At 66.7% G+C, this 13,260-nt stretch carries 10 protein-coding genes and 1 pseudogene; 6 read left to right on the top strand and 5 right to left on the bottom strand.

Annotated features, from left to right (window positions below; genetic code table 11):
- Nucleotides 1-5: 5 nt before the first annotated feature.
- Nucleotides 6-1,190 (bottom strand): acyl-CoA dehydrogenase, encoded by a 1,185-nt coding sequence (locus FHS02_RS09105; protein ID WP_137313130.1) that lies wholly within the window; start codon nucleotides 1,188-1,190, stop codon nucleotides 6-8.
- Between the two features lie 122 nt (nucleotides 1,191-1,312).
- Here FHS02_RS09105 and FHS02_RS09110 point away from each other — a divergent pair, with 122 nt between their 5' ends.
- On the top strand, nucleotides 1,313-2,200 hold the full coding sequence (locus tag FHS02_RS09110) for a LysR family transcriptional regulator (RefSeq protein ID WP_137313131.1): 888 nt from the start codon (nucleotides 1,313-1,315) through the stop codon (nucleotides 2,198-2,200).
- A gap of 34 nt (nucleotides 2,201-2,234) precedes the next feature.
- Here the strand turns inward: FHS02_RS09110 and FHS02_RS09115 are convergent, their stop codons facing one another.
- Nucleotides 2,235-3,155: a LysR family transcriptional regulator gene (locus tag FHS02_RS09115; protein ID WP_137313132.1), complete on the bottom strand. Its 921-nt coding sequence runs from the start codon at nucleotides 3,153-3,155 to the stop codon at nucleotides 2,235-2,237.
- Between the two features lie 104 nt (nucleotides 3,156-3,259).
- Here FHS02_RS09115 and FHS02_RS09120 point away from each other — a divergent pair, with 104 nt between their 5' ends.
- The 4 genes and pseudogenes from FHS02_RS09120 to pyk all read left to right on the top strand — a co-directional run bounded on the left by FHS02_RS09120 (nucleotide 3,260) and on the right by pyk (nucleotide 8,581).
- Nucleotides 3,260-4,348 carry a tartrate dehydrogenase gene (locus FHS02_RS09120; protein ID WP_137313133.1) on the top strand — a complete coding sequence of 363 codons (1,089 nt, stop codon included), beginning with the start codon at nucleotides 3,260-3,262 and terminating at the stop codon, nucleotides 4,346-4,348.
- Between the two features lie 120 nt (nucleotides 4,349-4,468).
- Nucleotides 4,469-5,821, top strand: a complete 1,353-nt coding sequence (locus FHS02_RS09125; protein ID WP_137313134.1) for a dicarboxylate/amino acid:cation symporter — start codon at nucleotides 4,469-4,471, stop codon at nucleotides 5,819-5,821.
- A 39-nt stretch (nucleotides 5,822-5,860) separates the two neighbouring features.
- The gene (locus FHS02_RS09130; protein ID WP_137313135.1) at nucleotides 5,861-7,150 is read left to right on the top strand and encodes a glycerate kinase type-2 family protein; all 1,290 of its coding nucleotides are present in this window, start codon (nucleotides 5,861-5,863) and stop codon (nucleotides 7,148-7,150) included.
- A 12-nt stretch (nucleotides 7,151-7,162) separates the two neighbouring features.
- Nucleotides 7,163-8,581 (top strand): annotated as a pseudogene (pyk, locus tag FHS02_RS09135) (pyruvate kinase).
- 16 nt (nucleotides 8,582-8,597) lie between these two features.
- Here pyk and FHS02_RS09140 read toward each other — a convergent pair.
- Nucleotides 8,598-8,999: a DUF4148 domain-containing protein gene (locus FHS02_RS09140; RefSeq protein WP_137313136.1), complete on the bottom strand. Its 402-nt coding sequence runs from the start codon at nucleotides 8,997-8,999 to the stop codon at nucleotides 8,598-8,600.
- 313 nt (nucleotides 9,000-9,312) lie between these two features.
- On the opposite strand from FHS02_RS09140, the gene FHS02_RS09145 reads away from it, so the two are divergent.
- The gene (locus tag FHS02_RS09145; RefSeq protein WP_137313137.1) at nucleotides 9,313-10,347 is read left to right on the top strand and encodes an HAF repeat-containing PEP-CTERM protein; all 1,035 of its coding nucleotides are present in this window, start codon (nucleotides 9,313-9,315) and stop codon (nucleotides 10,345-10,347) included.
- Between the two features lie 192 nt (nucleotides 10,348-10,539).
- Here FHS02_RS09145 and FHS02_RS09150 read toward each other — a convergent pair whose 3' ends face one another.
- Nucleotides 10,540-11,910: an MFS transporter gene (locus FHS02_RS09150; RefSeq protein ID WP_137313138.1), complete on the bottom strand. Its 1,371-nt coding sequence runs from the start codon at nucleotides 11,908-11,910 to the stop codon at nucleotides 10,540-10,542.
- A gap of 315 nt (nucleotides 11,911-12,225) precedes the next feature.
- A complete protein-coding gene (locus FHS02_RS09155) occupies nucleotides 12,226-13,110 on the bottom strand; it encodes a LysR family transcriptional regulator (protein ID WP_137313139.1) in 885 nt (294 codons plus the stop codon).
- Between the last annotated feature and the right edge of the window lie 150 nt (nucleotides 13,111-13,260).

Genomic DNA, 13,260 nt, shown 5'->3' on the forward strand with positions numbered 1-13,260 from the left:
GGCCGTCAGAACGCCGCGATACCCGTCATCGCGCGGCCGAGGATCAGCGCGTGGATGTCGTGCGTGCCTTCGTAGGTGTTGACCACTTCCAGGTTGACGAGATGGCGGGCCACCCCGAATTCGTCGCTGATGCCGTTCCCGCCCATCATGTCGCGCGCCAGGCGGGCGATGTCCAGCGCCTTGCCGCAGGAATTGCGCTTCATGATCGACGTGATCTCGACGGCGGCGCTGCCCTCGTCCTTCATCCGGCCCAGCCGCAGGCAGCCCTGCAGCCCCAGCGTGATCTCGGTCTGCATGTCGGCCAGCTTCTTCTGCACCAGCTGGTTCGCCGCCAGCGGCTTGCCGAACTGCTTGCGGTCCAGCACATACTGGCGCGCGCGGTGCCAGCAATCCTCGGCCGCGCCCAGCGCGCCCCAGGCAATGCCGTAGCGGGCACTGTTCAGGCAGGTGAACGGCCCTTTCAGGCCGCGCACGTCGGGGAAGGCGTTTTCTTCCGGGCAGAACACCTCGTCCATCACGATCTCGCCGGTGATCGACGCACGCAGGCCGACCTTGCCGTGGATCGCCGGCGCCGACAGGCCCTGCCAGCCCTTTTCCAGCACGAAGCCACGGATCGCGCCTTCGTCATCCTTGGCCCACACGACGAACACGTCGGCGATCGGGCTGTTGGTGATCCACATCTTGCTGCCGCTGAGCTGGTAGCCACCGTCGACTTTTTTCGCGCGGGTGATCATGCTGCCCGGGTCGGAGCCGTGGTTCGGCTCCGTCAGGCCGAAGCAGCCGATCCACTCGCCGCTGGCCAGCTTCGGCAGGTATTTCTGCTTCGTCTGCTCGTTGCCGAATTCGAGAATCGGCACCATCACCAGCGACGACTGCACGCTCATCATCGAGCGGTAGCCGGAATCGACCCGCTCCACCTCGCGCGCCACCAGGCCGTAGCTGACATAGCTCAGGCCGGCACCGCCGTACTGCTCGGGAATCGTCACGCCCAGCAAACCCAGCTCGCCCATCTCGCGGAAGATCTCGCTGTCGGTTTTCTCATGGCGGAACGCTTCCAGCACGCGCGGCGCCAGGCGGTCCTGGCAATACGCGCTGGCGGAATCGCGCACCATGCGCTCTTCGTCGGTCAATTGCTGGTTGAGCAGCAACGGGTCGTCCCAGTGGAAGGCAGCTTTGTGCTTTGAAGTCATTTCGAACTCGCGGAAAGGATCTTGAGGAAGGTCAATATGGTGCGCAATGTACAATGCGGCGAATCGTGCGGCAAACGTTTTATATGCACTCACCTGTGCGCATAACGCACTTGGAGAACCCCATGCGCAGGAAAATCCCGTCCACTCTCGCCCTGTCCGCGTTCGAAGCGGCGGCCCGCCACCAGAGCTTCACCAAAGCCGCCGACGAACTGGCCGTCACACAGAGCGCGATCTGCCGCCAGATCGGCGCGCTGGAGGAGTTCCTCGGCGTGGCGCTGTTCCGCCGCGGCCGGCGCGGCGTGGCGCTGACCGAGGCGGGCCAGGCCTACAGCCGCAAGGTAACGGCCCGGCTGGACGACGTCGAGCGCGACACACTGGAACTGATGGCCGGCGGCGGCAGCGGCGGCACGCTGGAACTGGGCGTGGTACCCACCTTCGCCACCAAATGGCTGTTGCCGCGCCTGCCCGACTTCCTGGCGCGCCATCCGGGCATCACCGTCAACCTCAGCGCCCGCGCGCGGCCGTTCCTGTTCGACGATACGCCGTTCGACGCGGCGATCCATGCCGGCGAGGCGTTGTGGCCGGGCACCGAAGGCATCTTCCTGATGCACGAGGACCTGATGGCCGTGTGCAGCCCGGCGCTGCGCCAGGCCGGCGACTGGTGCGGGCAGCCGCTGCTGCAGATCAGCACCCGCCCCTACCTGTGGCGCGACTGGTTCCGCTCCCTGGACATGGCCATGGACACGGACATGGCCGGCCCGCGCTTCGAATTGTTCTCGATGGTGGCGGAAGCGGCGGTCCATGGCATGGGTACCGGACTGGTGCCCCGCATGCTGATCGAGGACGAACTGGCGCGCGGCACCCTCGTCCCCGTCACCCCGCACGCCTATCGCAGCGACCGCTCATACCGGCTGCTGTACCCCGAACGCAAGACCGGGCATGCGCCGCTGGCGGCCTTCCGCGACTGGCTGGCGGCCCAGGCGGCCGCCTATGGCGGCCAACCGCAGTAAGCCTGACCTTTGCGCGCCTGACTTCGCGTCCGCGTCACGGCTGGTCCATCGCCGCGAACCGCTCCACCAGGAAATCCACGAAGGTCCGGATCCGCGCCGACAGCTGGTGCCGGTGCGGACACACCGCATAGATGTCGGCATCCGGCGTGCGGTAGCCCGGCAGCACCTGCACCAGCCGGCCGGTTTCCAGATAGCGCTCGATATCCCAGCCGGCGCGCATCAGGATGCCGTGGCCGTCCAGCGCCCAGTTCACCGCGATTTCGCCATCGTTCGTCGTCAGGTTGCCGCGCACCTTGACGGCGACCGCGTCCCGTTCGCCGTCCTTCCCCGCATGCAGCCGCCACACGCCATACGCCTCGTCGCCCTGCCGGATCGCGATGCAGTTGTGCCGCGCCAGGTCGGCCGGCGCCTTCGGCTCGCCGGCCCGCGCCAGGTATTTCGGCGCGGCACACAGCAGCCGGCGGTTGGCGGCCAGCCGCCGCGCGATCACGCGCGTGTCGCCCGGGGCGCCGAAGCGGATGCACACGTCGAACTGGTCGTCGGCCAGCGGCGGCGGGTCGACCGACAATTGCAGCTGCACGTCCACTTCCGGGTAGCGCAGCACGTACTGCGAAATGGCCGGGGCGATATGCAGCCGGCCGAAACCCAGCGTGGCGTTGACGCGCAACTGCCCTTTCGGCGTGCCTTTCGACTTCGTCAGCATCTGTTCCAGGTCCGCCAGCTCCTGCAGGATGCGCTGCGCATGCTCGAACAGCACTTCTCCCTCCGCCGTCAGGCTCATGCGCCGCGTGGTGCGGTTCACCAGCGGTACGCCGATCCGCCCCTCCAGTAACGCCAGGCGCTTGCTGACGGCGGAAGTGGTGATGCCCAGCTCCCGCGCCGCGCCGCTCAGGCTGCCGATGGTGGCGAGGGTGACGACGAAGGCCAGTTCCGCCGGTTGCAGGTTTGCGTTCATTGTTGATGTCCAGGTTAACAACGGATTGAGTTTAGCGGCCATTCGCACGCCGGTCCACCCGCTACAGTCCTTCCACTTTCATTCGATTCAACCAAGGAGACAGCATGAAGACCTACCAGATCGCGACCATTCCCGGCGACGGCATCGGCAAGGAAGTGGTACCGGCCGGGCGCGACGTCCTGGCGGCGCTGGCCGCCGGCAGCGCCACGTTCCAGTTCCAGTTCGAGGATTTCGACTGGGGCGGCGACTATTACCGCAAGCATGGCGTGATGATGCCGGCCGATGGCCTGGACGCGCTGCGCGGCAAGGATGCAATCCTGTTCGGCTCCGCCGGCGACCCGGACATCCCCGACCACATCACGCTGTGGGGCCTGCGCCTGAAGATCTGCCAGGGCTTCGACCAGTACGCCAACGTGCGCCCCACGCGCATCCTGCCCGGCATCGACGCGCCGCTCAAGCGCTGCGCCGCGGAAGACCTGAACTGGGTCATCGTGCGGGAAAACTCGGAAGGCGAATACTCCGGCGTGGGCGGCCGCGTGCACCAGGGCCACCCGATCGAGGCGGCGACCGACGTGTCGATGATGACCCGCGTCGGCGTCGAACGCATCCTGCGCTTTGCCTTCAGGCTGGCGCAGTCCCGCCCGCGCAAGCTGCTCACCGTGATCACCAAGAGCAATGCGCAGCGCCACGCGATGGTGATGTGGGACGAGATCGCGCTGCAGGTGTCGCAGGAATTCCCTGACGTGAAATGGGACAAGGAACTGGTCGATGCCGCCACCGCGCGCATGGTCAACCGCCCCGCCACGCTGGACACGATCGTGGCCACCAACCTGCACGCCGACATCCTGTCCGACCTGGCCGCCGCGCTGGCCGGCAGCCTGGGCATCGCCCCCACCGGCAACATCGATCCGGAGCGCCGCTACCCGTCGATGTTCGAGCCGATCCACGGTTCCGCGTTCGACATCATGGGCAAGGGCCTGGCGAACCCGGTCGGCACGTTCTGGTCCGTCGTGATGCTGCTCGAACACCTGGGCGAGCACGAAGCCGCCGCGCGCGTGATGGCGGCGATCGAACACGTCACCGCGAACCGGGCCCTGCACACGGGCGACCTGGGCGGCAAGGCCACCACCGCCGACGTGACGCGCGCCGTGTGCGATTTCCTGGCGCAGGCCGAGGACCGCAAGGCCGCCTGATCCCCCCGTATCATCGTTGCCCGTTCCGACCAGCCGCCAAGAGCCGGGCGGAACGGGTGCTGCAGCAACCCTCGCGGGACCCTCACCGGGATCCTCACCGGGATCATCACGGAGACAACCATGTCAAAACGATTCTTTGGAAAGCTGTATGTGCAGGTGCTGATCGGCGTGCTCGCCGGCGGCATCCTCGGCGTCCTGTACCCTCACTTCGCGGCGGACCTGAAGCCGCTGGGCGATGCCTTCATCCGCCTCATCAAGATGGTGTTCGCGCCCGTCATCTTCGCCATGGTGGTGCTGGGCATCGCCAAGATGGACAGCATGAAGGAACTGGGCCGCGTCGGCTCGCGCGCGCTGATCTACTTCGAGGTGATGTCGACGTTCGCGCTGGGCCTGGGCCTGGTCGTCGTCAACCTCGCCAAGCCGGGCGTCGGCATGAACGTCGACGTCGCCACGCTCGACACGACGGGCATCAAGAACTACACGGCCGCCGCGGGCCACTCCGGCGGCTTCGTCGACTTCCTGCTGCACATGATCCCCACCAGCGTGGTCGAGGCACTGGCGAAGAACGACATCCTGCAGATCCTCGTGTTCGCCACGATGTTCGGGGTGGCGCTGTCGCACATGGGCCGCCGCGCCAAGCCGGTGGTCGACTTCCTGGAAGCGTTCAGCAACAGCATGTTCATCGTCGTCGGCATGATCATGCGCGTGGCCCCGCTGGCCGCGTTCGGCGCGATCGGTTTCACGGTCGGCAAGTACGGCCTGGGCTCGCTGGTATCGCTGGGCTACCTGATGGCCTGCATGTACCTCACCTGCTTCGTGTTCGTGGTCGCGATCCTGGGCCTGGTGGCGCGCATGTCCGGCTTCAGCCTGTGGAAGTTCCTGCGCTATATCAAGGACGAGATCTTCACCGTGCTGGGCACCAGCTCGTCCGAATCGGTGGTGCCGCAGTTGATGCGCAAGCTGGAGCACGTGGGCGTGTCGAAGCCGGTGGTCGGGCTGGTGATCCCGTCCGGCGTCACGTTCAATCCGGACGGCCAGTGCATCTACTACACGATGGCGGCGATCTTCATCGCCCAGGCGACCAATACTCCGCTGACGCTGACCGACCAGCTGGTCGTGCTCGCCGTGTTGATGGTGACGTCGAAGGGTTCCGCCGGCGTGACCGGTTCCGGCTTCATCACGCTGGCCGCCACGCTGGCGTCGATGGGCAAGATCCCCGTCGAGGGCATGGTGCTGCTGCTGGGCGTGGACCGTTTCATGTCCGAGGCGCGCGCCATCACCAACACGATCGGCAATGCGGTGGGCACGATGGCGATCGCCCAGTGGGTGGGCGCGCTGGACCGCCGGCAGATGGACCGGGTACTGGACGGCCAGTCGTCGCCCGAAGAGCTGCGCGCGCTGTACACCCAGGAGGACGAGGATGGCGGCAAGGCCGCACCGGAGCTGGTACCGGTGCACAAGGTCTCCGCGTGAGATGTACTATCGGCCTACCGAGCAAGCATGGAGACAACGATGAATGACACCGAAGCACGCGCGCTGCTGCGCCGCATGCTCGACGCGGCGATCGCGGCATCGCAGCCGGCCCTGTGCATCCCCGGCCAGCTGCCCGAGCCGTCCAGCGGACGAACGATCGTGATCGGCGCCGGCAAGGCCTCCGCCGAGATGGCCCGCGCTGTCGAGCGCAACTGGAGCGGTCCGCTGGAGGGCCTGGTCGTCACCCGCTACGGCTATGCGGTGCCGTGCGAGCGCATCGAAATCGTCGAGGCGGCGCATCCGGTACCGGATGCCGCCGGCCACGCCGCCGCGCGGCGCATGCTGGACCTGGTGCGGGGCCTGTCCGAGAACGACACGGTGCTGTGCCTGGTCTCCGGCGGCGGTTCTTCGCTGCTGCCGCTGCCCTTGGACGGCATCACACTGGAAGACAAGCAGCGGGTGAATGCTGCGCTGCTGAAATCCGGTGCGACCATCGGCGAAATGAATTGCGTGCGGCGCCACCTGTCGGCCATCAAGGGCGGCCGGCTGGGCGCGGCCTGCCACCCGGCGCGCGTGGTCACACTGCTGATCTCCGACGTGCCCGGCGACGATCCGTGCGATATCGCGTCCGGCCCCACGGTGGCCGACCCGACCACCTGCGACGATGCGCTGGCCATCGTGCGCCGGTACGGCATCGACCTGCCGGAGCGCGTGCTGGAGGTGCTCAACGATCCGGACCGCGGCCGCGGCGAATCCGTGAAACCCGGCGATCCGCGGCTGGCCCGGGCCGAGGTGCGAATGATCGCCACGCCGCAGATGGCGCTGGAAGCGGCGGCCCGCGTGGCGGAAGATGCCGGCATCACGCCCTATATTCTCGGCGACAGCCTGGAAGGCGAAGCGCGCGACGTGGGCAAGGTACTGGCCGGGATCGCGCTGCAAGTGGCGCGGCGCGGCCAGCCGTTCCGTGTGCCCTGCGTGCTGCTGTCCGGCGGCGAAACCACGGTCACGGTGCGCGGCAACGGCCGCGGCGGGCGCAATGTCGAGTTCCTGCTGGCCTGCGCGCTGGCGCTCGGCGGCGCGCCCGACATATACGGCCTGGCGGCCGATACCGACGGCGTCGACGGCCAGGAAGAGATCGCCGGCGCGGTCATCGGCCCGGACACGCTGGCGCGCGCCTGGGCCGTGGGCTTGCGCCCGCACGACAGCCTGGACGACAATGACGGCCACGGCTTCTTCGGGGCGCTGGGCGACAGCGTCGTCACCGGCCCCACGCTGACCAACGTCAACGATTTTCGCGCGCTGCTGGTCCTGCCGCGCCGCGCAACCTGATACGGGAATCCCATGCACCGCAACCGCAATGCCAAGATCGTCGCCACCCTCGGCCCCGCCAGCTCCGATCCGGACACCATCCGCGCGCTGTTCGACGCCGGCGCCGACGTGTTCCGCCTGAACTTCAGCCACGGCAGCCATGCCGACCATCGCCAGCGCCTCGAGGCGATCCGCGCCATCGAAGCGGACACGGGCCGCCCGGTCGGCGTGCTGCTCGACCTGCAAGGTCCCAAGCTGCGGCTCGGCACCTTCGCCGAGGGCGCCGTCACGCTGGCCGCCGGCGATGCCTTCCGCCTCGACCTTGACCGCGACGTGCCGGGCGACGTCCACCGCGCGCCGCTGCCGCATCCGGAGATCTTCGCGGCGCTCGTGCCCGGCACCGACCTGCTCATCGACGATGGCCGGGTCCGGCTGCATGTGGAAGCCTGCGGTCCGGCGTTCGCCGCGACGCGCGTCGTCACCGGCGGGCGTATCTCCGACCGCAAGGGCGTCAACGTGCCCGGCGTGGTGCTGCCGCTGTCGGCGCTGACGGAGAAGGACCGGCACGACCTGGAATTCGGCCTGAAGCTGGGCATCGACTGGGTGGCGCTGTCGTTCGTGCAGCGGCCCTAGGATATCGCCGAGATCAGGGAACTCGTGGCCGGCCGCGCGGCGATCGTCGCCAAGCTGGAAAAGCCGGCGGCGATCCACAGCCTCGACGCGATCGTGGCCGAAGCCGATGCGATCATGGTCGCGCGCGGCGACCTGGGCGTGGAAATGCCGCCGGAACAGGTGCCGGCGATCCAGAAGCGCATCGTGCGCGCCTGCCGGAAGATCGGCAAGCCGGTGATCGTGGCCACGCAGATGCTCGAATCGATGGTGGCGGCGCCGGTACCGACGCGCGCCGAAGCCTCGGACGTGGCCACCGCGATCTACGACGGCGCCGACGCGGTGATGCTGTCGGCCGAATCGGCCTCCGGCCAGTATCCGCGCGACGCGGTGCGCATCATGAATTCGATCATCGCGCAGACCGAGGCCGATCCGTACTACCGCGAAGAGCTGGCGATCGCCGGCGGCGCCGCCGCCACGCTGGCGTCGGACGGCATCGGTGTCGCCGTGCGCAGCGTGACCGAGGCGCTGCGGGTGGCGGCCGTGGTGGCCTACACGTGTTCGGGCTACTCGGCGCTGCGCATGGCGCGCGAACGGCCGCGCGCGCCGATCGTCGGCATGACGCCGTCCGTCGAGACGGCGCGGCGCCTGGCGCTGGCCTGGGGCGTGCATCCCGTGCTGTGTCCCGCGGTGGCGGACGTGGCCGAGATGAGCGACCAGGCCTGCGCGATGGCGCTGGGCGAGGACATCGCCCGGCCGGGCGACACCATCGTCATCTCCGCCGGCATGCCGTTCGGAACGCCCGGAACCACCAACCTGCTGCGGATCGCGCAGGTGGGTTGAGCGGCTGTGCGGCGGATCATCCGCCGGCCGCCAGCGGGCCCGGATACGCTTCGCCCGCATGTTCCACGCCGGCCGCGCGCGCGGCGGCCAGCTCCGCCAGCACCTGCGCCCTTGTGACCGGGCTCATCGAGGGTGTTCCGGCCGGCCCGGGATAGGCTTCGCCTTCATACAGCGCGCCGGCGGCACGTGCGGCCGCCAGCTCGGCGCGTACCTCGGCCCGTGTCGCCATCGACGGGATGTCGAACACCAGCGCCTGATATCCTTCGCCGCCGCTGCTCAGTGTGCCGGCGGCGCGCGCCGCCAGTACTTCGGCGCGTACCTGTTCACGGGTCAGCGATTGCGATTGCGCGTTGGTGGCATTGGCGATACCGGCGGCGGCCAGGAGGATGGCGAAGATCGTGTTGGTGGTGGTTTTCATGTCGTGCTCCGTTCAAGTGGGTGTAGGAGCATTACAACCGGCGCACGTGTACGGCATATGTCCTGGCATCGGCCGGGTGTCAGCGCGGGTATCGCGACTGCGCGCCGATACATCGGGATACAAATAAGTACTACACCAGTCGGCAATTCACGCGACGGCCGCAAGGAAAATGGCGCTGTCCGCGATCGGCGATACTGCGCTCATCGGTTAAAGCAGCGGAGCGGCATGGCTGTCGGATCGGCGCGTCACTTGCAAGCAGCAATACATCTTTGCGATGTAAGTTTGGCATTCCCACCGAACGGAGATATCCATCATGCGCAAGCTGGCTCTTTCCCTGTATTTCGCGCTCGTAGCGGCCCCCGCGCTTGCGCTACCGGGCTATACGCTCACGATTGTCGATAATGCTCAAGGTAACCGGGTGACAGGTTTGAACGATAGCGGAATCGGCGTTGGCTTCACTACGTGGGAGGCGATAAGGTTCAGCAGGGATGGCGTAGCCGCTGTGCCATTTCCCGGAGCAGTATGGAACAGTGAGGCATTTGCGATCAACAACGCCGGCACCATCGTCGGTGCAGTGGTGGAGCGCAGGGGAGAGTCCAGCCGCGCTTTTGTCATACAGGACGGCGTGTATCGTGATCTCGGCGGCCTGAAAGGATCGTACAGCACGGCCTGGGGCGTGAACAATGCCGGTACCGTACTGGTCAACTACGACACGATCTCAAGGTCGGCAGGCAGCTACATATGGAACGCGAACAGCGGTCTGGTGGATCTGGGCGCGCTCAGCACGAATGGCGGCATGTTTGCCAACGCAATCAACGATCGTGGTCAGGTAGTGGGAACAGCGCGCGGAGTGGACGATGACCTGCACGCGTTCATCTGGGAAAACGGCAAGATGGTGGACTTGACGCAGCTCGTCATTTATGGCGAATTCGGCTTCAGCGTCAGCGGAATCTCCGAACAGGGCGACGTGTTTGGCACGGCCAACCAGAGGTTTACCAGCCACGCATGGGTCATCAGGGATGGCAGCTCCGACTATTACCCCGATCTGACGCGAATCACTTTCATCGATTCCGCCGGCCGCATTTATGGCATTGACCAGCAACAGCAGGCCGTGATCGTCGACGGTGCGACCACTATCCGCGTCAGCGACCTGATCGAGGGGGCTCCCGACTGGATTCTCGGGATGGATGCCGTCAACGACAATGGCGACATCCTGACGTACGCTTGCTACGACGGTAATTGCAACTACACGGCGCTGCTCACCCCGGTGCCGGAGCCTGCCACCTATGCCATGCTGCTGCTGGGCGGATTTGCCTTGTATTGCCGGCAGCGCCGCCGCCGGGGTTGAGCGTTCGCGGACCGGTCGCAATATGTGTGCACGCTTGCGGCGCCCAAAAAAAATGCCGGCTCTGGGCCGGCAAATTCCAATTCTCTGGGAGAGTTGGAGGAGACAGGTGCATCATCTCATCCGCCTCGATATTGCGCTACTTTATTTCCCGCATACCAACCATCAGCTTCATGAATGACTGCGGTATCCGCATCATTTGACCGGCGGCTTCGTCAGCGATTTCGTCAGTACCACGCGCTTGATGTCGCCCACGATGAACAGGTAGCTGAAGATCGCGACCGCCGCGTTGGCGCCGACGAACACCAGCGCGCCGGCGAACGAACCGGTGTTCTGCACGATATAGCCGATGACGATCGGCGTGGTGATGCCGGCGGTATTGCCGAAGGTATTGAACAGCGCGCCGGACAGCCCGCCCGCTTCCTTTGGCGACGTGTCGGCCACCACGGCCCAGCCCAGCGCGCCGACGCCCTTGCCGAAGAAGGCCAGCGACATCACGGCCACCACCAGCATGTCGGTCTCGATGTAGTTACAGCCGATCATGCTCATCGACAGGAACATGCCCAGCACGATCGGCGTCTTGCGCGATACCGACAGCGAGCAGCCGGACTTGCTCAGGCGGTCCGACAGCCAGCCGCCGGCGATGCCGCCCAGGAAACCGGCGATGGCCGGCATCGACGCCACGAAGCCCGCCTTCAGGATCGTCATGCCGCGCTCCTGCACCAGGTACACGGGGAACCACGTCAGGAAGAAGTACGTCAGCGTGGTGATGCAGTACTGCGCCACGTACACGCCCAGCAGCATGCGGTTCGACAGCAGCTCCTTGATGGCGGCGAACACGTCGATCTGGCTCGGCTCGGTGCCGTGGCGGGTGCTTTCCAGGTCGACCAGCGCGCCGCCTTCCTTGATGTACTGCAGTTCGGCGGCGTTGATGGACGGGTGCTGGCGCGGTCCATGGATCACCTTCAGCCAGACGAACGAGAGGCCGATGCCCAGCGCGCCCATCACGTAGAACACGCTGTGCCAGTCATAGGTGTGCACCAGCCAGCCCATGATCGGGGCGAACAGCACGGTGGCGAAGTATTGCGCGGAATTGAAGATGGCCGCGGCCGTGCCCCGCTCGTGCGTCGGGAACCAGGACGACGCGATGCGGCTGTTGCCCGGGAACGAAGGCGCCTCGGCCGCGCCCACCAGCAGGCGCAGCGCGAACAGCATGGCCACCGCGGCGCCGCCGGTGAAGAAGCCGATCGCGCCGGTCAGCATCGTGAACAGCGACCACAGGAAGATGCTGAAGAAGTACGTGATGCGCGTGCCGAAGCGGTCCAGCAGCCAGCCGCCGGGCAACTGGGCCAGCACGTAGGACCAGGCGAATGCCGAGAAGACGTAGCCCATTTCCACGGCGGACAGGCCAAGGTCGGCCTTCAGGTTCGGGCCGGCGATCGAGATCGTGGCGCGGTCGGCATAGTTGATGGTGGTGACGGCGAACAGCATCGCCAGAATGGTCCAGCGCGCGCGCGAGCGCGTCTGCGTCGCTCCGGCGGCGGTGGCGGATGGTGCGTGATCCATGGTGTCTCCTTGTTGGTCTGATCGCGGTGATCTGATCGCGTTGATCTGTAGCGCCGCCCGTGGCGGCATGCCTGCACCGTCAGATCATATGCCCGGCCCGGCATGCCGACAAACCAAAGTGTGATGACACCTATTCACGAATTGAATCACTGCCATGGTGCTGCCCGCCAGTTTTCCAGATCGGATGGCTGCACGCCGCTACGTAAAAGCACGTAGTGCGCTTCAATCAACCCGTTGATCAAGTCAGGACGGGCATTCAGGAATGGTCAGTGTGCGGCCGGCGAGCGGCCAGGGAATGCCTGGCGGCGTGGCCGGTCAATGCTGCGCGAACGTCGGCAGCACATCGTGCAGGAACAGCTGCAGCACGGGATTATCGTTGGTGCGCCGGTAGGTGCAGACCATCTCCACCGGTTCGGTGGCCACTTCGCGCAGCACGATACCCTCGAAATGCAGCCGCGAAGCGCCGGCGGCGATCAGCGCCGCGCCCATGCCGGCGCGCACCAGCGCCAGCATCGTGTGCACCTGCCCGATATGCTCGACGATGTCGGGCACCACCCCCTCGCGCGAAAAACGCTCGGTCAGCATCTGGTGGAACGGGCGCGCCTCGTATGGCGAATACATGATGAACGGCTTGCCGTGCAGGCTGGCCAGCGTGGGAGCCGCCGGCCAGGCGTCGGCCTCGCTCTCGGGAATGGCCAGCATCAGGGGCTCGGTGGCCAGCAGCGCGCTGGTCAGCTCGGCATTGATCGGGTGCGGCCGCATCAGGCCAAGGTCGAGCTGGCCAGCATTGAGCATCTCCACCTGCGTCGTGCTGACCAGTTCCTTCAGGGTCAGCGAAATGCCCGGTGCGCGGTCGCGCAGGCGCCGCACGACTTCCGGCAACAGGTTATAGCCGGACGCCGACGTGAAGCCGATGGCCAGCGTGCCCTGGTCGCCCCTGGCCGCGCGCCGCGCCGTGAACGCCGCCTCTTCGGCCATGCGCAGGATCCGCGCCGCCTCCGGGAAGAACGCCCTGCCGGCGGCCGTCAGCCGCACGGTGCGGCTGTTCCGCTCCAGCAGCTGGGCGCCCACATGATGTTCGAGCAGGCGGATCTGCCGGCTCAGCGGCGGCTGGGTCATGTTCAGGCGCTCGGCGGCGCGGCTGAAATGCAATTCCTCCGCCACTGCGACGAAGCAGCGGAGCTGGCTGATCTCGAACATCGGTATGCTTCCTGCAACGAAAGAGCCGCCATTGTACGAGACACATCGCGAGACACATCGCGGGACACATCGCGGGACACATCGCCAGAGACATCGAGAGACCCATCGCCGGACTCCTCGCGGGACCCACGGCGGGGCACTTCGCGAGAC

Source organism: Pseudoduganella umbonata (assembly GCF_014192225.1).
In the GTDB taxonomy this organism is placed as follows: Bacteria; Pseudomonadota; Gammaproteobacteria; order Burkholderiales; family Burkholderiaceae_D; genus Rugamonas; species Rugamonas umbonata.

What these genes read in the sequence shown, in the direction of transcription:
- FHS02_RS09110 (WP_137313131.1), top strand. Translation starts at nt 1,313, where the DNA reads ATGCGCAGGAAAATCCCGTCCACTCTCGCCCTGTCCGCGTTCGAAGCG.
- FHS02_RS09155 (WP_137313139.1), bottom strand. Translation starts at nt 13,110, where the DNA reads ATGTTCGAGATCAGCCAGCTCCGCTGCTTCGTCGCAGTGGCGGAGGAA.
- FHS02_RS09130 (WP_137313135.1), top strand. Translation starts at nt 5,861, where the DNA reads ATGAATGACACCGAAGCACGCGCGCTGCTGCGCCGCATGCTCGACGCG.
- FHS02_RS09105 (WP_137313130.1), bottom strand. Translation starts at nt 1,190, where the DNA reads ATGACTTCAAAGCACAAAGCTGCCTTCCACTGGGACGACCCGTTGCTG.
- FHS02_RS09140 (WP_137313136.1), bottom strand. Translation starts at nt 8,999, where the DNA reads ATGAAAACCACCACCAACACGATCTTCGCCATCCTCCTGGCCGCCGCC.
- FHS02_RS09115 (WP_137313132.1), bottom strand. Translation starts at nt 3,155, where the DNA reads ATGAACGCAAACCTGCAACCGGCGGAACTGGCCTTCGTCGTCACCCTC.
- FHS02_RS09150 (WP_137313138.1), bottom strand. Translation starts at nt 11,910, where the DNA reads ATGGATCACGCACCATCCGCCACCGCCGCCGGAGCGACGCAGACGCGC.
- FHS02_RS09120 (WP_137313133.1), top strand. Translation starts at nt 3,260, where the DNA reads ATGAAGACCTACCAGATCGCGACCATTCCCGGCGACGGCATCGGCAAG.
- FHS02_RS09145 (WP_137313137.1), top strand. Translation starts at nt 9,313, where the DNA reads ATGCGCAAGCTGGCTCTTTCCCTGTATTTCGCGCTCGTAGCGGCCCCC.
- FHS02_RS09125 (WP_137313134.1), top strand. Translation starts at nt 4,469, where the DNA reads ATGTCAAAACGATTCTTTGGAAAGCTGTATGTGCAGGTGCTGATCGGC.